General features: G+C 69.6%; 21 protein-coding genes. 17 read left to right on the top strand and 4 right to left on the bottom strand.

The genetic code is table 11. The annotated features are described in order from the left end of the window. Position 1 precedes the first annotated feature (1 nt). The 12 genes from fdh3B to ACY0MJ_RS11160 all read left to right on the top strand — a co-directional run bounded on the left by fdh3B (position 2) and on the right by ACY0MJ_RS11160 (position 8,541). A complete protein-coding gene (fdh3B, locus tag ACY0MJ_RS11215; protein WP_462638546.1) occupies positions 2 to 619 on the top strand; it encodes a formate dehydrogenase FDH3 subunit beta in 618 nt (205 codons plus the stop codon). Next, positions 616 to 849, top strand: coding sequence for a hypothetical protein (locus tag ACY0MJ_RS11210; RefSeq protein WP_462638545.1), 234 nt, complete (start codon positions 616 to 618; stop codon positions 847 to 849). The genes fdh3B and ACY0MJ_RS11210 overlap by 4 nt, the downstream gene beginning before the upstream one ends. After that, the gene (locus ACY0MJ_RS11205) at positions 833 to 2,044 is read left to right on the top strand and encodes a formate dehydrogenase subunit gamma (RefSeq protein ID WP_462638544.1); all 1,212 of its coding nucleotides are present in this window, start codon (positions 833 to 835) and stop codon (positions 2,042 to 2,044) included. The genes ACY0MJ_RS11210 and ACY0MJ_RS11205 overlap by 17 nt, the downstream gene beginning before the upstream one ends. Before the next feature lie 113 nt (positions 2,045 to 2,157). Next, positions 2,158 to 2,469: a type II toxin-antitoxin system RelE/ParE family toxin gene (locus ACY0MJ_RS11200; protein WP_462638543.1), complete on the top strand. Its 312-nt coding sequence runs from the start codon at positions 2,158 to 2,160 to the stop codon at positions 2,467 to 2,469. Then, positions 2,453 to 2,767 carry a helix-turn-helix domain-containing protein gene (locus ACY0MJ_RS11195; protein WP_462638542.1) on the top strand — a complete coding sequence of 105 codons (315 nt, stop codon included), beginning with the start codon at positions 2,453 to 2,455 and terminating at the stop codon, positions 2,765 to 2,767. The genes ACY0MJ_RS11200 and ACY0MJ_RS11195 overlap by 17 nt, the downstream gene beginning before the upstream one ends. A 66-nt stretch (positions 2,768 to 2,833) precedes the next feature. Beyond that, positions 2,834 to 3,181: a nucleotide pyrophosphohydrolase gene (locus tag ACY0MJ_RS11190; protein ID WP_462638541.1), complete on the top strand. Its 348-nt coding sequence runs from the start codon at positions 2,834 to 2,836 to the stop codon at positions 3,179 to 3,181. Further along, positions 3,178 to 5,568 carry a DNA/RNA helicase domain-containing protein gene (locus ACY0MJ_RS11185; protein WP_462638540.1) on the top strand — a complete coding sequence of 797 codons (2,391 nt, stop codon included), beginning with the start codon at positions 3,178 to 3,180 and terminating at the stop codon, positions 5,566 to 5,568. The genes ACY0MJ_RS11190 and ACY0MJ_RS11185 overlap by 4 nt, the downstream gene beginning before the upstream one ends. Positions 5,569 to 5,570: 2 nt before the next feature. Further along, complete coding sequence (locus ACY0MJ_RS11180; protein WP_462638539.1) at positions 5,571 to 6,278, top strand: tyrosine-protein phosphatase; 708 nt, start codon at positions 5,571 to 5,573, stop codon at positions 6,276 to 6,278. Positions 6,279 to 6,422: 144 nt separating this feature from the next. Next, positions 6,423 to 6,920 carry a hypothetical protein gene (locus ACY0MJ_RS11175; protein WP_462638538.1) on the top strand — a complete coding sequence of 166 codons (498 nt, stop codon included), beginning with the start codon at positions 6,423 to 6,425 and terminating at the stop codon, positions 6,918 to 6,920. A 22-nt stretch (positions 6,921 to 6,942) separates the two neighbouring features. Next, entirely contained in the window at positions 6,943 to 7,761 is an 819-nt protein-coding gene (locus tag ACY0MJ_RS11170) for an alpha/beta hydrolase (RefSeq protein ID WP_462638537.1), read from the top strand. 81 nt (positions 7,762 to 7,842) lie between these two features. Continuing rightward, positions 7,843 to 8,007, top strand: a complete 165-nt coding sequence (locus ACY0MJ_RS11165; RefSeq protein WP_462638536.1) for a hypothetical protein — start codon at positions 7,843 to 7,845, stop codon at positions 8,005 to 8,007. A 33-nt stretch (positions 8,008 to 8,040) separates the two neighbouring features. Then, positions 8,041 to 8,541 carry a hemerythrin domain-containing protein gene (locus ACY0MJ_RS11160; protein WP_462638535.1) on the top strand — a complete coding sequence of 167 codons (501 nt, stop codon included), beginning with the start codon at positions 8,041 to 8,043 and terminating at the stop codon, positions 8,539 to 8,541. Between the two features lie 107 nt (positions 8,542 to 8,648). On the opposite strand, the gene ACY0MJ_RS11155 is transcribed toward ACY0MJ_RS11160, so the two are convergent. Next, positions 8,649 to 9,050, bottom strand: coding sequence for a hypothetical protein (locus ACY0MJ_RS11155; RefSeq protein WP_462638534.1), 402 nt, complete (start codon positions 9,048 to 9,050; stop codon positions 8,649 to 8,651). Between the two features lie 9 nt (positions 9,051 to 9,059). On the opposite strand from ACY0MJ_RS11155, the gene ACY0MJ_RS11150 reads away from it, so the two are divergent. Then, positions 9,060 to 9,473: a hypothetical protein gene (locus tag ACY0MJ_RS11150; protein ID WP_462638533.1), complete on the top strand. Its 414-nt coding sequence runs from the start codon at positions 9,060 to 9,062 to the stop codon at positions 9,471 to 9,473. A 99-nt stretch (positions 9,474 to 9,572) separates the two neighbouring features. Here ACY0MJ_RS11150 and ACY0MJ_RS11145 read toward each other — a convergent pair whose 3' ends face one another. From ACY0MJ_RS11145 to ACY0MJ_RS11135, 3 genes are read right to left on the bottom strand one after another with little or no spacing between them, the layout of a single operon-like run. Further along, a complete protein-coding gene (locus ACY0MJ_RS11145) occupies positions 9,573 to 10,460 on the bottom strand; it encodes a sulfurtransferase (RefSeq protein WP_462638532.1) in 888 nt (295 codons plus the stop codon). A gap of 10 nt (positions 10,461 to 10,470) precedes the next feature. After that, positions 10,471 to 11,133, bottom strand: a complete 663-nt coding sequence (leuD, locus tag ACY0MJ_RS11140; protein WP_462638531.1) for a 3-isopropylmalate dehydratase small subunit — start codon at positions 11,131 to 11,133, stop codon at positions 10,471 to 10,473. Beyond that, positions 11,134 to 12,279 carry an aromatic ring-hydroxylating oxygenase subunit alpha gene (locus ACY0MJ_RS11135; RefSeq protein WP_462638530.1) on the bottom strand — a complete coding sequence of 382 codons (1,146 nt, stop codon included), beginning with the start codon at positions 12,277 to 12,279 and terminating at the stop codon, positions 11,134 to 11,136. Between the two features lie 139 nt (positions 12,280 to 12,418). Between ACY0MJ_RS11135 and ACY0MJ_RS11130 the strand changes: the two genes are divergently transcribed. From ACY0MJ_RS11130 to ACY0MJ_RS11115, 4 genes are all read left to right on the top strand, one after another. Continuing rightward, on the top strand, positions 12,419 to 12,646 hold the full coding sequence (locus ACY0MJ_RS11130; RefSeq protein WP_462638529.1) for an exodeoxyribonuclease VII small subunit: 228 nt from the start codon (positions 12,419 to 12,421) through the stop codon (positions 12,644 to 12,646). Further along, a complete protein-coding gene (locus ACY0MJ_RS11125; RefSeq protein WP_462638528.1) occupies positions 12,643 to 13,530 on the top strand; it encodes a polyprenyl synthetase family protein in 888 nt (295 codons plus the stop codon). Before ACY0MJ_RS11130 ends, ACY0MJ_RS11125 begins: the two co-directional genes overlap by 4 nt. An 8-nt stretch (positions 13,531 to 13,538) precedes the next feature. Next, positions 13,539 to 15,422, top strand: a complete 1,884-nt coding sequence (dxs, locus tag ACY0MJ_RS11120) for a 1-deoxy-D-xylulose-5-phosphate synthase (RefSeq protein WP_462638527.1) — start codon at positions 13,539 to 13,541, stop codon at positions 15,420 to 15,422. Between the two features lie 167 nt (positions 15,423 to 15,589). After that, complete coding sequence (locus ACY0MJ_RS11115) at positions 15,590 to 16,672, top strand: TRAP transporter substrate-binding protein (protein ID WP_462638526.1); 1,083 nt, start codon at positions 15,590 to 15,592, stop codon at positions 16,670 to 16,672. Positions 16,673 to 16,725: the final 53 nt, after the last annotated feature.

The raw sequence follows: 16,725 nt of genomic DNA, 5'->3' as shown, positions 1-16,725 counted from the left end.
CATGGCACGCATGAAATTCATCTGCGACGCGGAGCGCTGCATCGAATGCAACAGCTGCGTCACGGCCTGCAAGAGCGAGCACGAGATCCCCTGGGGCGTGAACCGCCGCCGGGTCGTCACGCTCAACGACGGCGTGCCGGGCGAGCGCTCGGTCTCCGTGGCGTGCATGCACTGCTCGGACGCGCCCTGCATGGCCGTGTGCCCGGTCAACTGCTTCTACCGCACCGAAGAGGGCGTGGTGCTGCACGACAAGGACACCTGCATCGGCTGCGGCTACTGCAGCTATGCCTGCCCCTTCGGCGCGCCGCAGTTCCCGGCGGCCGGCACCTTCGGCGTGCGCGGCAAGATGGACAAGTGCACCTTCTGCGCCGGCGGCCCGGAGGAGAACGGGACGCAGGCGGAGTTCGAGAAGTACGGCCGCAACCGCCTGGCCGAGGGCAAGCTGCCCGCGTGCGCCGAGATGTGCTCCACCAAGGCGCTGCTGGGCGGCGACGGCGACGTGATCGCCGACATCTTCCGCAACCGCGTGCTCAAGCGCGGCAAGGGCGCCGAGGTGTGGGGCTGGGGCACGGCCTACGGCTCGCAGCAGGCCGGCCAGCCGAACGGAGGGAAGTCATGAGAAGCCTCGCCATCCTCGCCCTCGCGGCCGCGGCCTTCGCGCTGACGGCCTGCGCCGAGCGCGAGCAGACCGCCGCCGGCATCAAGAGCGATGCCGCCCCGCACCTGGGCACCGACCGGCAGCCGCCCTACATGGCCGCCGACTGGAAGCCGGGCGACCGCGCGAGCTGGGAGCAGCACATGAAGGTGCGCACCGTCAACGGGCAGAACGAATATGTCCGCATCCCTTGAACGCCTCGCGGCCCTCGTCCTGGGCGTCGCGCTCTGCGGCGCGGCGTACGCGCAAGCGCCCAAGGTGCCCGACGACCCCGCGCCGCCGGCGCGGGCGCTGCCGGGCGTGCAGGGCCAGAACATCTTCGACGTGAAGCCCGATGCGTCCTCGCTGCCGGGCTACATGGAGCAAAACAACGCTCAGCGCAACGCCGTGCAGCCGGGCAACAACGCGCCGCTGTGGCGCATGGTGCAGCGGGGCGTGAACGGCACCACCACGCTGCCCGCGAGCCAGGCGCCGGAAGCGGGCAACCTGATCCAGGCCTCGGTGCAGTATCCCGGTTCGCGCTTCGTGACGGCCGGCGAGGCGTGGCGGCAGGTGCGCAACCAGTGGCTGATCCCCTACGGCGGCGCGCTGTTCCTGATCGTGCTGGGCGCGCTCGCCATCTTCTACACGGGGCGCGGCCCGGTGGGCCGCCACGGCGTGGAGGACGGCCGCACGCGCATCGAGCGCTTCACGCCCTTCGAGCGCGCGGCGCACTGGGCCAACGCCATCGCCTTCGTGGTCCTGGGCCTCTCGGGCGTCGTGATGGCCTTCGGCAAGTTCTTCCTGCTGCCGCTGATCGGGCAGGTGCTGTTCGGCTATCTCACCTACGGCCTCAAGACGCTCCACAACTTCGCCGGCCCGCTGTTCGCCGTGTCGCTCCTGGTCGTGTTCCTCACCTTCCTGCGCGACAACTGGCCGCAGCGCGGCGACCTGCGCTGGCTGCTGCGGGGCGGCGGCCTGCTGCGCAAGTCCGGCGGCGAGGCGCCGCCCTCGCACCGCTTCAATGCGGGCGAGAAGATCGTGTTCTGGTGCGGCGTGCTGCTGCTGGGCGCGCTGGTGGTCGCCTCCGGCCTGGTGATGAACCAGCTGGTGCCGGGCATCGCCTATCCGCGCAGCACCATGCAGATGGCGCATATGGTGCACAACGCGAGCGCGGTGCTGATGCTGTGCCTGTTCGCCGGCCACATCTACCTGGGCACGGTCGGCATGCGCGGGGCCTACGCGGCCATGCGCAAGGGCTGGGTGGGCGATGCGTGGGCGCGCGAGCACCACGCGTACTGGTACGAGGACGTGCGTTCGGGGAAAGTGCCGGTGCAGCGCAGCGGGGCGGCAAGTACCGCACCCGCGGCTGCCGAGACGCCGGTGGGGGCCAGCGGTCCGGCCGGCTGAGCGACTCCGTCCCGAGCCGGAGGAGATCGCGACCCCGGGAGCCTTCCTCCCTGACGCGTCGCCCATCCGGATCATCGCTGGACAACTATGCGCCTTAGGCGTATAGTTCACGCATGCTCACGGTCGTCGAGACCCTCCTCTTCCAGAAGCAGTGGCCGCTCTACTGGACCGAGGAGGAGCGGGGTGCGTTCGCAGTGTTCATTGCGGAGCACCCGGAGGCCGGAGATGTGGTGCCTGGCTCAGGCGGCATACGAAAGGTGCGATGGAGCCGGGCGGGTACGGGCAAGTCCGGTGGCGTCAGGGTGATCTACTACGTTCGCAGTGCGGAGGAAGACATCGTCTTGCTGACGATGTATGCAAAGTCGAAGACAGACAACCTCACCGGCGCGAAGTTGAAGGAGATTCGTCGTGTCCTCGAAGAGTAAGCCGCTGGGTGATGCGCAGTTGCGCGCGTACGAAGCGAAACGCGACCTGGCGGCGGAGTTGCTGGAGTCGGTGCAGCAGATGAAGACCGGCAAGACCGAGGTTGTTTCTTCCCCTGCCATCGAGGCGCGCGAGCGAACCGGCCTGTCGCAGTCGCAGTTCGCCAAGCTCCTTGGCGTCTCGGTCCGAACATTGCAGGGGTGGGAACAAGGCCGGAAGCAGCCAAGTGGGGCAGCCCGGACGCTGCTCGCGATCGCGCGCAGCAATCCCAAGGCACTCCTGGCAGTTGCCGACAAGTAGGGGGAAGCACCCGCAGCGGCGCCAGCCCGGTGGTAAGGTCGGGCTTCGAACCTTCCTCCGTTGCCCATGAACCCCGACCTGGATGATTTCGCCGCGCGCCTGCGGCAGTTCGCGCGGGAACGCGAGTGGGAGCAGTTCCACGCGCCCAAGAACCTCGCGGCCGCCCTGGTCGTGGAGGCGGGTGAACTGCTGGAGCACTTCCAGTGGATGCCCGAGGAGCAGAGCCGCCAGCTGGACCCGGAGAAGAGGCAGGCGGTGGAGGAGGAGGTCGCCGACGTCTTCCTGTACCTGGTGCGCTTCGCGGATGTCGTGGGCATCGACATCGCGCAGGCGGCGCTGCGCAAGCTGGAACGCAACGCCGTCCGCTATCCGGTCGAACTGGCCAAGGGGTCGAGCCGCAAGGCAGGCGGATGATCGTCTACCAGGAGACCAAGGCGGGCTTCCTGCGCGATGCCTTCGATCGCGACATCGAGGAGGTCGTCGAAGCAGCGTACCTGAAGAACAAGGGGCACGGCGTGGGTCGCGCCGAGTTGCGCTCCTGGCGCGAATCGCTGCTATGCATGGCGAAGGTGCTGCACGATCCCGCGATTCCGGATGACGCCGGCGTGGCCATCGAATACCACCTGCCGCAGATGTCCAAGCGGATCGACTTCATCGTCAGCGGCTGCGGCGAGGATCGGGCGCCGAACCTCGTGATCGTCGAACTGAAGCAGTGGTCGTCCGCCGCGGCGACGGAGAAGGACGGGATCGTGTCCACCTGGATCGGCGGAGGCCACCAGGAGGTGAGCCATCCTTCCTACCAGGCGTGGTCCTATGCGGCGCTGCTGCGCAACTTCAACGAGGAGGTGGACGACGGCAGCGACGTGGACCTCCTGCCCTGCGCCTACCTGCACAACCATCCTCCCGCGGGCGCCGTGTCCGACCCCCGCTACCAGCCGTGGATGGAACGTGCCCCGCTGTTCCTGAAGGGCGAGGCGGAGCGCCGGCGCCTGCGCGAGTTCATCGCGCGGCACGTGCGGCACGGCGATGCGGGCGCCTTGCTGTACCGCATCGAGCACGGGCGCATCCGCCCGTCGAAGAGCCTGGCCGACAGCATCACGGGCATGCTCAAGGGCAACGAGGAATTCGTGCTGGTCGACGAGCAGAAGGTGGTCTACGAGACGGTGCTGCGCAAGGCGGACCTCGGCGTGGCCGGCGCGAAGCAGGTGGTCATCGTGGAAGGCGGGCCGGGCACGGGCAAGTCGGTCGTGGCGGTGAACCTGCTGGTGGAACTCACGCGGCGCGGCCAGTTGTGCCAGTACGTGTCGCGCAACGCGGCGCCCCGCGAAGTCTTCCAGGCCCGGCTCACCGGCAGCTTCCGCAAGTCGCACATCGCGAACCTGTTCCGGGGATCCGGCAGCTTCACGGAGGCGGAAGGCAACGAGTTCGACACCCTGATCGTGGACGAGGCGCATCGGCTCAACGAGAAGTCCGGCCTCTACGGGAACCTGGGGAACAACCAGGTCCGGGAAATCATCGGCGCGGCCCGGTGCGCGGTGTTCTTCCTGGACGAGGACCAGCGGGTCACCATCAAGGACATCGGCACGCGGGAAGCGATCGAACGCCTGGCGCGGGACGCGGGCGCGCAGGTCACGCGCATGGAACTCGCGTCGCAATTCCGCTGCAACGGGTCCGACGGCTATCTCGCATGGCTCGATGCCGTGCTGGGCCTGCGCAGCACCGCCAACAAGCTCCTGTCGAGCGAGGAGTTCGACTTCCGGGTCCTCGATTCACCGGTCGAACTGCACGCGCTGATCACCGAGCGGAACAGGGAGCGCAACCGGGCCCGGGTCGTCGCCGGCTACTGTTGGGAATGGGCCAGCAAGAAGGACGCCGCGGCCGCCGACATCGTGATTCCCGGGTTCGGCTACGCGAAGCAGTGGAACCTCACGCGCGACGGCAGCCTCTGGATCATTTCACCGGAGTCGGTGGAGCAGGTGGGATGCATCCATACCTGCCAGGGCCTGGAGGTCGACTACGTGGGCGTGATCGTCGGGGACGATCTGGTGGTGCGCGACGGCCGCGTGCAGACCCGGCCGGAGCGCAGGGCTCGTGCCGACAAGACCATCCGCGGGTACAAGTCCCTGCTCGGCACGCCGGAAGGCGCGGCGCTGGTGGACCGCGTCATCAGGAACACGTATCGCACGCTCATGACGCGCGGCATGAAGGGCTGCTACATCTACTGCACCGACCCCGAGACGGCCGCCTGGTTCCGCGGCCACCTCGCATCCGCGGCGGAAACCGCCCCAGCGCCCGCGCCGAGCGCGACCGTGCTGCCGTTCCGCCGCGTGCCGGCCCGCGAGATCCGCCCTTATCGCAACGCCGTCCCCCTGGTCGACCTCAAGTTCGCCGCCGGGGGATTCGGGGAGGCCCAGTCATTCGAGCAAGGCGCGATGGACTGGGTGGAACTGCCCGCGCACTTGAAGCCCCAGGACGGCTTCTTCGTCGCCCAGGTGGTCGGCGAATCCATGAACCGGCAGATCCCCAACGGCGCCTGGTGCTTGTTCCGGCTCCATCCGCCCGGCACGCGCCAGGGCAAGGTGGTGGTCGCGCAGCACCGGTCGATTTCGGATCCCGAGCACGGCGGCAGCTTCACGATCAAGCAGTACGCGAGCGAGAAGCGCGCCGACGAGGACGGCTGGCGGCACACACGCATCCTCCTGCGGCCCAACAGCGACGATCCGCGCTTCCGGCCGATCGAACTCGATCCCGCCGAAGCGGAAGACCTCCGCATCGTCGCCGAACTGGTCCAGGTGCTCTGAAGATGTCCACTGCATTCCATCTCTCCAATCCCAGCAACTTCCGTACGGTGGGGCCGCTGCGCCCCGTCCTCTTCCGCTCCGACCACCTCGGCGCCCTCGACGCGTCCGACATCGCCCGGATCCGCGCCCTCGGCATCACCCGCGTGCTCGATTTCCGCGGCATCGAGGAACGCTGCGGCGCCGTCTGCCGCTTGCCCGATGTCACGGTGCATTCGCTCGCCATCGAGCCCACGATCGTCCAGAAGCTCTCCGAGCTCATCGCGGCAGGCCACCGCCTCACGGCCGCCGAAGTCACCGCCCACATGCAGGACACCTACCGCGGCTTCGTGCGCCACGGCACGCCGCGTTTCGCGGAGTTCTTCGCGCACCTGCTCGCCTCGGGCGAGCCGACGGTGTTCCACTGCACCGCCGGCAAGGACCGCACCGGCTTCGCCGCCGCCCTGCTGCTCAAGGCGGTGGGCGCGCCCGACGACCTGGTGATGCACGATTACCTGCTCACGAACGAGCGCCTGTGCCTGCCGGACACGCCGCGCCCCGGCCTCACGCGCGAGGCGGCGGAAGTCCTGTGGCGCGTGCAGCCGGATTTCCTGCAGGCCGCCTTCGCCGAAATCCAGGCGCGCCACGGCTCGCTGGACGCCTACCTGCGCGAAGGCCTCGGGCTGGGCGACGCGCAGCGCGAACGCCTGCGCGCGCTCTATTGCGCAGCTTGAGCGCACGCGCGCCGCCCTCCGCGACGCGCCATCCATCCTGCCGGCTGCTGCGCCAGCCTCCTACGCGAGTCCTTGGGGCCCGACTACAGGTCTGCCTTGGGCGCGGGCGAACACTTGCCCCCTGACAGAGCAAAGGAGTCCGCGATGCCCAACCAGGAACAATCCCGAGACGGTATTCCGCGCGTCGACAAGGACCGCCCCTCGCCGGACGTGGAGCGGCAAGGGCAGGCCTCTCCCCGTGGTTCCGGCGACCCGCCGGGGGTCGGCCAGAAGATGGGCAACCGCCCGATGGCGGGCGAGGAAAAGGGCATGCCGATGACGACGGAGTCGCCCGAAGGCCAGGACTACCGCGGCGACGGCCCCGGCAAGGTCGGCCTCACGAGCGACGACCAGCCCGACCTGGTGGCGCCTTCGGGCGTGAACCAGCGCGACCACGGCGCGGCCGGGGACGCGCCCTCGGCCGGCGGCACGCTGGACTTCGACGACGGCACCGACATGGTCCATCCGCGCGGCAAGGTGACCGGCGCGGGCCGCACCTGGAACGAGAAGAACCCGAGCGACGCGGGCGACCTCGGCGCGCCCGGCGCGGGCATGTCCGACCGCAACGGCCCGAGCGACCCCGATGCCAAGCGCAATCGCTAAGGCCGTGCGCGGCGGAGGCAACATGGTCTATGCACTGTTCTCCGCGTCGGTCCTGCTGGCCATCGGCGCCATCTACGCGGGCGCCGTGGGCTGGCTCTACTTCCGCCAGGAGCGCCTGCTGTTCGAACCCGATCCGCTGGCGCCCGACGAGCCCGTCTGCCAGGACCCCGACACGCACGAGCTGTTCGTCGACGTGCCCGGCGCGCGCCTGTCGGTGGCGCACATGGCGCTGCCCGAGCCGCGCGGCGTGTTCTTCTTCCTGCACGGCAATTCCGGCAACCTGAAGAAGTGGTTCGTGGACCTGGATGCCTTCCGGCAGGCCAACTTCGACGTGGTGATGTTCGACTACCGCGGCTTCGGCAAGAGCACGGGCCACATTGAGAGCGAGGAGCAGCTGCGCGCCGACGTCGCAGCGGTGTGGCAGCACTTCGCGCCCCGTTACGCCGGCAAGCGCGTGGTGATCTCGGGCCAGTCGCTGGGCACCGGCCTGGCGGCGGGGCTGGCCGCGCAGCTGTGCTCGGACGGCCACGCGCCGGACCTCACGCTGCTCGTCTCGCCCTACAGCAGCATGAAGGCGCTGGCCGCGGAGCTCTATCCGTGGGTGCCGATGCAGGTGCTGCGCTATCCGCTGCACACGCTGGAGCACGCCGCCAAGCTGCTCGGCCCCGTGATGCTGATCCACGGCGAGAAGGACGAACTGATCCCCATCCACCACAGCGAGCAGCTGTGCAGCGCCTTCCGTTCCGCGCAGCTGGTGCGCGTGGACGGCGCCGGCCACAGCGACGTGCACCAGTTCCCCACGGTGCGCAAGGCGCTGATGTCGGCCCTCGGCCGGCTCTGAAGCGGCGGACGGGCTCCGTGCCTACACGGCGCCCGCCGCGGCGCTGACACCGCCCGCGCGCCGCATCTCTAGAGTAGGCGCATGAACAAACCTCGCAGCAAGCCCGCCGACGCGGCGCCGCCTGCCAAGGCGCGCGCGGCGGCGAAGACGCAGCCGCCGCCCACCGGCGCGCACGCGGCCTCGCCGGCCGCTCCCGTGATGAAGCAGTTTTCCAAGACCCGGCGCGAGAGCGGCGAGCGTTCCTGAGCGCCGCGCCCGCAGACACGAGACGCACACACCATGAAAAAACAAGCGCCCGATGCCATCGACCTGCTGGACGCCGACCACCTGGCCGTCCACGCGCTGTTCCAGGCCTATCGCGAGCTGGTGCGCACGCGCGCATCCGCCGTGCAGCGCCGCACGCTCGCGGAGGAGATCTGCCTGGAGCTGACCATCCACGCCAAGCTCGAGCAGGAACTGTTCTACCCCGCGATACGCGAGGCCCTGCACGACGAGGACCTGGTGGACGGGGCCGAGGAGCAGCACGGCAGCCAGCGCGAGATCGTGGCGCGGATCCTCGCCGGTTCGCCGGACGACGCGCAGTACGACAGGCACGTGGCGCTGCTCGCGGAGCAGGTCGCGCGGCACGTGCGCGAGGAGCGCGAGCAGGTGTTCAACCGCGCGCTGGCGGCGCGCCTGGACCTCGCCTCGCTGGCGCGCACGATCAACGTGCGGCGCGAGGAACTGAAGGCCGTGGCCGACGCATTGCGGGAGGACGCCCTCGCATCCGCCCTCGCCTGAGGGCGCGGCAAGGACAGCCGTGACTTGTCCTACACCCTTCGACAGTGCCAGACGACAAGCCGCATTAGGGTAACCACTAAAGTGAGCCGCAGGCAGCGGGAACGCTGTCAGTGCACCCGATGCAATCCGAAACGAAACCCCTTGAAGGAGTTCCTGATGATCAAGTCCCCGATCGCCCAATGCGCCGCCGTGGCCGTGGTTGCCGCCCTGACCCTGTCGCTGGGCGCCTGCAGCAAGGAAGAGTCCACCTCGAGCGAGACCTCCACCTCCAGCACGATGCCGTCGACCACGACCCCGAGCGACACCACCAGCAGCTCGGCCAGCACGATGCCCAGCACCACGATGCCCAGCACCGACGCGACGGCCAGCAGCAGCACCTCGACCGACACGGGCAGCGGCACCTCCATGGGCGCCTCCGGCTCGGCCACGGGCACGATGAGCGGCGCGGCCTCGGGCAGCTCCGACCTGTCGGGCTCCGCGACCTCCAGCACGCCCAGCACGGCCACCACGACGCAGTGATGACGATGCGCGCCTCCTGGGTCCTCGCCACGCTCGCAGCCGCCGGCGCGCTCGCGCTGGGCGGGTGCAGCAAGCAGGCCGACGACAACGCGGTGGCGCCGGGCCGTCCGGATCCCGGCAACAGCGCGGAAGTCGTGCAGCCCCAGGCGGCCGACACCCCGCCGGGTGGCCCGTCCGGCATCACCGGCTCGCTGCCGCACCCCGGTTCCTCCGGGGGCGATGCAGTGGCCGGCGCGACCGGCTCGGACGCCACCGGCGCCGCCTCCGGGCAACTCGCCGCGCGTCCGGGCGCGGGCCTCGATGGCGGCCTGGGCAACACCCCGGCCGACGGCGCGAATGCGATGGGCGCCGCGCCGGTGCCGGACGGCAGCCCCAACAGGACGACGAAGAGCTCCGTGGGCAACCGCGATTGAGCCTCCGTGCTCGCAAAAAAAATCCGCCCTCGTGGCGGATTTTTTTTCGGGATTGCGCCCTCTCCCGCTTGCGGGAGAGGGCCGGGGTGAGGGCTGTCTTCAGCCCTTTTCCACCGGCAGCTTCGCATCCCGGCTCCACTCGCTCCAGCTCCCCGCATAGAGCGCCGTCGGCCCCATGCCCGCGAGTTCCATCGCGATCAGGTTCGGCACCGCGCTCACGCCGCTGCCGCAGTGGTGCACCACGGTCGACGGATCGCGGCCCGCGAGCAGCTGCTCGAATTCGGCGCGCAGCTGCTGCGGCGGCTTGAACTTGCCGTCGGGCCCGAGGTTCTGGCTGAAGGGCCGGTTCAGCGCGCCGGGGATGTGACCCGCCACCGGATCGAGCGGCTCCACCTCGCCGCGATAGCGCTGCGGCGAACGCGCGTCCACGAGCGTCTGCGCCGCGTCGCCCAGACGGCGCGCCACCTGCTCCGTGCCCACCAGCGCGCGCAGCGGCTCGCGCAGTTCGAAGTTGGTCTGGAAGTGCGAGGGCTCGGTGCCGCCGCGGACCTCGCCGCCGGCGGCCTGCCAGGCCTGCAGCCCGCCATCGAGCACCGCCACCGCCTCGTGGCCGGCCCACTTCAGCATCCACCACAGGCGGCCGCAGTAGTTGGCGCCGTTGCGGTCGTAGACGACGGCCTGCATGTCGTTGGCGAAGCCCACGCCGGACAGCCACATCGCGAACTTCTCGCGCCGCGGCAGCGGATGGCGGCCGCCCGAGGCCGCGCCCGGATGCGGCTTCACCTCGCCGTGGGCATCGGCCGTGCCCTTGTCGCTCAGGTCGTCGTCGAGGTGCGCGTAGACCGCGCCGGGGATGTGCGCCTCGAGGTACTGCTTCTCCCCGGCGGCCGGATCGGCCAGGTCGAAGCTGCAGTCGAACACCATCAGGCGGTCCTTGCCCGCCTGCAAGGCCTTCAGCTGCGCGGCGGAGATGAGCGTCGTGTACATGACGCTATTTTCATCGTTCCGGCGCGCGCGGGAAGACCCGATCCAGCCACGGCTGGCGCGCCAGGCGCGCCGCTTCGAAGGCGGCGATGCGCTCGCGCTGGGCGAGCGTCGCGCCGATCCAGTCGACGTCCTGCGTCAGCAGCAGGCGCTGGCGCGGCGTGAGCTGGAACCGGAAGGACCGCGGGCCGGCCCACAGCAGGCCTTCGTTCACGTCGATGGTGACGGACAGCACGCCGGCCTGCGCGAGCGCGAACAGCGCGCGCACCTCGTGCTCCGCCAGAGCGATGGGCGCCACGCCGTTGAGCGCGCAGTTCTGCCGGAAGATGTCGCCGAAGCTCGGCGCCACGACGGCGCGGAAGCCGTAGTCGCGCAGCGCCCACACGGCGTGCTCGCGGCTGGAGCCGCAGCCGAAGTTGGGGCCGGCCAGCAGCACGGTCGCGCCGCGCAGCGCCGGCTGGTTCAGCACGAAGTCCGGGTCGGGCCGCCGCAGCGAATGATCACTGTCGAGGTCGCCCGGGTCGAGGTAGCGCCAGTTGTCGAACAGCACGGGGCCGTAGCCGCTCTTCGCGGTCGAGCGGCCGTACTGCTTGGGAAAGATCGCGTCGGTGTCGACGTTGCGCCGGTCCAGCGGCACCACGGTGCCGCTGTGCCGGCCCTGCGGGAAGGAGGGCACTCAGCGCAGGAGCGGCTGCGGGCCCATGCGCTCGCGGTACCACTCGTGGAAGTGCTGCATGCCGTCTTCCATCGGGCTCTGGTAGGGGCCGACCTCGTTGTCGCCGCGTTCCATCAGTGCCCGGCGGCCCGCGTCCATGCGCAGCGCGATCTCGTCGTCCTCCTCGCACGTCTCCATGTAGGCCGCCTGCTGGGCTTCCACGAACTCGCGCTCGAAGGCCGCGATCTCCTCGGGATAGAAGAACTCCACGACGTTCAGCGTCTTCTGCGGGCCCTTGGGCACCAGCGTGGAGACCACCAGCACGTTCGGGTACCACTCCACCATCACGTTCGGGTACAGCGTGAGCCACACCGCGCCGTGCTTGGGCAGGCGGCCGTCCTGGTAGCGCAGCACGGCGTCGTGCCAGTTGCGGTACACGTCCGAGCCGGGCTTGCCGAGCTTGCCGGCGAGGCCCACGGTCTGCACCGAGTAGTGGCGCCCGAACTCCCAGCGCAGGTCGTCGCAGGTGACGAAGTTGCCCAGTCCCGGGTGGAACGGCCCCACGTGGTAGTCCTCCAGGTAGACCTCGATGAAGGTCTTCCAGTTGTAGTCCACCTCGTGCAGTTCCGTGCGGTCGTACACGTAGCCCGAGAAGTCCAGGTCCGCCTTGGGGCCCAGGCGCGCGAGCACGCGGTTGACGTCGAACCGGTTGGCCTCGAACAGCAGGCCGTTCCAGTTCTGCACCCGGTAGTTGTCGAGGTCCAGGCACGGGTCGGTCGCGAAGTGCGGCGCGCCCAGCAGCGTGCCGGCCTTCGCGCCCTGGCCGGCGCTGTAAGTCCAGCGGTGCAAGGGGCACACGATGTTCCCGCCCGAGGACGGCTTCTCGTTCACGGAGCCGCGCCCGCGCAGGATCACGGCCTGCCGGTGGCGGCAGACGTTGGAGATCAGCTCGACGCCTTGCGGCGTGCGCACGAGCGCGCGCCCCTCGCCTTCCTGCGGCAGGGCGTAGTAGTCGCCGACCTGGGGCACCGCGAGTTCGTGCCCCAGGTAGCGGGGACCGTGCTCGAAGATGAGCTCCTGCTCGCGCGTGAACAGCGCCTGGTCGAAGTAGCTGGAAACGGGAAGTTGGCTTGCGGCCTGCTGTAGCTGAAGACTTAAATCAGACATTTCACCTGACCTAGAGACTCCCCCTATGAAGGGGCAGGGCCACGCTCGAAGCGCGACAGCGAAAAGGGGGCGATTCTAACCCCCGGGTCCACTTGGGGGGCCGTCGCCTAAAATCCAGTACAGATTGCCGAGAAATTGCATGTCCCCAACGTCCCCCCAGGCCCCCGCCAGCTACGAAGCGGCGATGGAAGAACTCGAGAAGCTCACGGGCCTCATCGAATCGGGGCAGTTGCCGCTGGAGCAACTGCTCGCCGGCTACCAGCGGGGCGCCGAACTGCTGAAGTTCTGCCGCGACAAGCTGCAGGCCGTCGAGGAGCAGGTGAAGGTGCTCGACGCCGGCGTGCTGAAGCCGTGGGCGAACGAGTGAGCGTCGACCTGCGGGACTGGTCGTCCGAACGACTCGAACGCGTGGAGCAGGCCCTGTCCGCGTGGGTGCCCGCGGACGCGCCCGCGCAGCTCGGCGCCGCGATGCGCTACTCCGTGCTCGATGGCGGCAAGCGCCTGCGTCCGCTGCTCGTGCTCGGTGCTGCCGAGGCGGTGGCCGGCGACGAGGAAGCGGCCCTGCGCGCGGCCTGCGCCGTCGAACTGATCCACGCGTACTCTCTCGTGCACGACGACATGCCCTGCATGGACAACGACGTGCTGCGCCGGGGCAAGCCGACGGTGCACGTGGCCTTCGGCGAGGCGACCGCGCTGCTGGCGGGCGATGCGCTGCAGGCCCTGGCCTTCGAGCTGCTGGCGCCCGGAGGCGGGAAGATCCCCGATCGCGTGCAGGCGCGCCTGTGCCGCCTGCTCGCGCAGGCCGCGGGCCACGCGGGCATGGCCGGCGGCCAGGCGATCGATCTCGCGGCCGTGGGCAAGTCGCTGACCGAATCCGAGCTGCGCCGGATGCACTGCCTGAAGACCGGCGCGCTGCTGCAGGCCAGCGTGATGATGGGCGCCGCGTGCGGCGAGCCCGACGCTGCAGCCGCCGCGGGCCTCGAGGCCTACGGCCGCGCGCTGGGGCTCGCTTTCCAGGTCGTGGACGACATCCTCGACGTCACCGCGGATTCGGCTACCCTCGGCAAGACGGCCGGCAAGGACGCGGCCCAGGACAAGCCCACCTACGTGTCGCTGCTGGGCCTGCCCCGCGCGCGCGCCTACGCCGCCGAACTGCTGGAACAGGCGCGCGCCGCTCTTGCGAGCACCGGGCTGGCCCGCACGCAGGCCCTCCGGGCGCTGGCCGAGACGGTGGTGCACCGGGACAACTGAAGAATTCCATGCCAACGCTGCTCGAATCCATCAACGACCCCGCCGACCTGCGGCGGCTCGCGCGGGCCCAGCTGCCCCAGCTGGCCGACGAGCTGCGCAGCTACGTGCTCGAGTCCGTCGCCCGCACGGGCGGCCACCTCAGTTCCAACCTGGGCACGGTGGAGCTCACCATCGCGCTGCACTACGTCTTCGACACGCCGCGCGACCGCGTGGTCTGGGACGTGGGCCACCAGACCTATCCGCACAAGATCCTCACCGGCCGGCGCGAGCGCATGGGCACGCTGCGCCAGCTGGGCGGCCTGGCCGGCTTCCCGCAGCGCGCCGAGAGCGAGTACGACGCCTTCGGCACGGCGCATTCCTCCACCAGCATCTCCGCGGCGCTGGGCATGGCGGTGGCCGCGAAGCAGAAGGGCGAGCAGCGCCACTGCATCGCGGTGATCGGCGACGGCGCGATGACCGCCGGCATGGCGTTCGAGGCGCTCAACAACGCGGGCGTGGCCGACACCGACCTGCTGGTGATCCTCAACGACAACGACATGTCGATCAGCCCGCCGGTGGGCGCGCTGAACCGCTACCTCGCGCAGCTCATGAGCGGACGCTTCTACGCGGCCGCGAAGGACATCGGCAAGAAGGTGCTGAACGTGGCGCCGCCCCTCTTCGAGCTGGCCAAGCGCATCGAGGAGCACGCCAAGGGCATGGTGGTGCCGGCGACGCTGTTCGAGAAGTTCGGCTTCAACTACATCGGCCCCATCGACGGCCACGACCTCGACTCGCTGGTGCCGACGCTGGAGAACATCCGCCAGCTGAAGGGCCCGCAGTTCCTGCACGTCGTGACGAAGAAGGGGCAGGGCTACAAGCTGGCCGAGGCGGATCCGGTGGCCTACCACGGCCCGGGCAAGTTCGATCCCGCCGTGGGCCTCGTGAAGCCCGCGACGCCGCCCAAGCCCACCTTCACGCAGGTGTTCGGCAAGTGGCTGTGCGACATGGCGGTGCAGGACCAGCGCCTGGTCGGCATCACGCCGGCGATGCGCGAAGGCTCGGGCCTGGTGGAATTCCACCAGCGCTTCCCCGACCGCTACTTCGACGTCGGCATCGCCGAACAGCACGCCGTGACCTTCGCCGCCGGCTTGGCCGCGGAGGGCCTCAAGCCCGTGGTGGCGATCTATTCGACCTTCCTGCAGCGCGCCTACGACCAGCTGATCCACGACGTGGCGCTGCAGAACCTGCCGGTGGTGTTCGCGCTCGATCGCGCCGGCCTGGTCGGCGCCGACGGGCCCACGCACGCGGGCGCCTACGACATCGCGTACCTGCGCTGCATCCCGCAGGTGAGCATCGCCTGCCCGGCCGACGAGAACGAGACGCGCAAGCTCCTGACGACGGCCTTCCAGCAGGACCACCCGGTGGCCGTGCGCTATCCGCGCGGCGCGGGCGTCGGCATCGCGGTGGAGCCCGGCCTGCAGGCACTGCCCTTCGGCAAGGGTGAGACCCGCCGCAAGGGCCAGCGCCTGGCGATCCTCGCCTTCGGGACGCTGCTCTATCCCGCGCTGCAGGCGGCGGAGCGGCTCGACGCGACCGTGGTGAACATGCGCTGGGCGAAGCCGCTCGACACCGAGCTGCTGCTTCAGGTCGCCGCGACGCACGAGGCGCTGGTGACGGTGGAAGAGGGCGCCATCATGGGCGGCGCTGGCAGCGCGGTGCTGGAGGCCCTGGCGCAGGCGTCCGTCACCAAGCCCGTGCTGCAGCTGGGCCTGCGCGACGAATACGCGCCGCACGGCGACCCGGCGCGGCTGCTGGCCCTGCAGGGGCTGGACGCCGCGGGCATCGAGGCCTCGATCCGCGGGCGCTTCGGTGACTTGCTGGAACGGGCGCCGAACCTGAAGGTGGTTGGTTGATGCTGGGGTTCGCTGGCGCTCACCGCCAGCCTACGAACCCCGGGCATCCAACCTCGTAGGCTGGCGGTGAGCGAAGCGAACCCCAGCGACTCCCCGGGAAAACCCCTTTCCTGACAGAAAGCTGTCACTCCCAGAATGGGCAGCCTGATCCCATTCCAGGAGACACCATGGATCGCAGATCGCTACTCAGGAACGCCGGCATCGCCGGCGTGCTCGCCTCGGGCATCGCACCGGCCGTGCACGCGCAGGCCTCGATCCGATGGCGGCTGGCCTCCAGCTTCCCGAAGTCGCTCGACACCCTGTACGGCGGCGCCGAGCTCTTCGCGGCCCGGGTCAAGGCGCTGTCCAACGGCAAGTTCGAGATCTCCACCCACGCGGCCGGCGAGCTGATGCCGGCCTTCGGCGTGGTCGACGGCGTGCAGGGCGGCACGGTGGAAGTGGCGCACACGGCGCCGTACTACTTCTTCGGCAAGAGCGAGGTCTTCGCCCTGGGCTGCGCGATCCCCTTCGGCCTGAACAGCCGGCAGATGACGGCGTGGATGCACGAGGGCAACGGCCTGAAGCTGATGCGCGAGTTCTACGCCAAGTACAACATGCTCAACTTCCCGGCCGGCAACACCGGGGCGCAGATGGGCGGCTGGTACCGCAAGGAGATCAAGACCGCCGCCGACATGAAGGGCCTCAAGTTCCGCGTCGGCGGCTTCGCCGGCAAGGTGGTCGAGCGCATGGGCGGCGTGCCGCAGAACATCCCCGGCGGCGAGATCTACCAGGCCCTGGAGAAGGGCACGCTGGACGCGGCGGAGTGGGTCGGACCGTACGACGACCTGAAGCTCGGCTTCGCCAAGGTCGCGCCCTACTACTACTACCCCGGCTGGTGGGAAGGCGGCCCGGAGCTGGACATCCTGGTCAACGAAAAGGCCTACAACGCGCTGCCGAACGAGTACAAGGCCATCATCGAATCCGCCGCCTCCGACGCCCACATCATGGTGCAGGCCCGCTACGACGCGCGCAATCCGGCGGCGCTGAAGCAGCTGGTGGCCCAGGGCACCAAGCTGCGTCCCTTCTCCAACGACCTCATGAGCCTCGCGTTCAAGGAGGCGATGGCGCTGTACCAGGAGATCAGCGACAAGAACGAGGACTGGAAGAAGATCTACGCGGACTACTCGAAATTCCGCGCCGACCAGAACCTCTGGTTCCGCTTCACGGAGATGACCTTCGACCGGTTCATGCAGGCGCAGAAGCTGGCCTGAACCCGCGCACTCCACGGGAAAACACGGGGCTGACAGGAAACTGTCAGTCATGA

This window comes from Ramlibacter sp. bp-362 (genome assembly GCF_054956735.1).
The sequence above is the reverse complement of the archived record's forward strand: the minus strand, read 5'-3'. Positions and strand labels throughout refer to the sequence as shown.

What these genes read in the sequence shown, in the direction of transcription:
- fdh3B (WP_462638546.1), top strand. Translation starts at nt 2, where the DNA reads ATGGCACGCATGAAATTCATCTGCGACGCGGAGCGCTGCATCGAATGC.
- ACY0MJ_RS11210 (WP_462638545.1), top strand. Translation starts at nt 616, where the DNA reads ATGAGAAGCCTCGCCATCCTCGCCCTCGCGGCCGCGGCCTTCGCGCTG.
- ACY0MJ_RS11205 (WP_462638544.1), top strand. Translation starts at nt 833, where the DNA reads ATGTCCGCATCCCTTGAACGCCTCGCGGCCCTCGTCCTGGGCGTCGCG.
- ACY0MJ_RS11200 (WP_462638543.1), top strand. Translation starts at nt 2,158, where the DNA reads ATGCTCACGGTCGTCGAGACCCTCCTCTTCCAGAAGCAGTGGCCGCTC.
- ACY0MJ_RS11190 (WP_462638541.1), top strand. Translation starts at nt 2,834, where the DNA reads ATGAACCCCGACCTGGATGATTTCGCCGCGCGCCTGCGGCAGTTCGCG.
- ACY0MJ_RS11185 (WP_462638540.1), top strand. Translation starts at nt 3,178, where the DNA reads ATGATCGTCTACCAGGAGACCAAGGCGGGCTTCCTGCGCGATGCCTTC.
- ACY0MJ_RS11180 (WP_462638539.1), top strand. Translation starts at nt 5,571, where the DNA reads ATGTCCACTGCATTCCATCTCTCCAATCCCAGCAACTTCCGTACGGTG.
- ACY0MJ_RS11175 (WP_462638538.1), top strand. Translation starts at nt 6,423, where the DNA reads ATGCCCAACCAGGAACAATCCCGAGACGGTATTCCGCGCGTCGACAAG.
- ACY0MJ_RS11170 (WP_462638537.1), top strand. Translation starts at nt 6,943, where the DNA reads ATGGTCTATGCACTGTTCTCCGCGTCGGTCCTGCTGGCCATCGGCGCC.
- ACY0MJ_RS11165 (WP_462638536.1), top strand. Translation starts at nt 7,843, where the DNA reads ATGAACAAACCTCGCAGCAAGCCCGCCGACGCGGCGCCGCCTGCCAAG.
- ACY0MJ_RS11160 (WP_462638535.1), top strand. Translation starts at nt 8,041, where the DNA reads ATGAAAAAACAAGCGCCCGATGCCATCGACCTGCTGGACGCCGACCAC.
- ACY0MJ_RS11150 (WP_462638533.1), top strand. Translation starts at nt 9,060, where the DNA reads ATGACGATGCGCGCCTCCTGGGTCCTCGCCACGCTCGCAGCCGCCGGC.
- ACY0MJ_RS11145 (WP_462638532.1), bottom strand. Translation starts at nt 10,460, where the DNA reads ATGTACACGACGCTCATCTCCGCCGCGCAGCTGAAGGCCTTGCAGGCG.
- ACY0MJ_RS11135 (WP_462638530.1), bottom strand. Translation starts at nt 12,279, where the DNA reads ATGTCTGATTTAAGTCTTCAGCTACAGCAGGCCGCAAGCCAACTTCCC.
- ACY0MJ_RS11130 (WP_462638529.1), top strand. Translation starts at nt 12,419, where the DNA reads ATGTCCCCAACGTCCCCCCAGGCCCCCGCCAGCTACGAAGCGGCGATG.
- dxs (WP_462638527.1), top strand. Translation starts at nt 13,539, where the DNA reads ATGCCAACGCTGCTCGAATCCATCAACGACCCCGCCGACCTGCGGCGG.
- ACY0MJ_RS11115 (WP_462638526.1), top strand. Translation starts at nt 15,590, where the DNA reads ATGGATCGCAGATCGCTACTCAGGAACGCCGGCATCGCCGGCGTGCTC.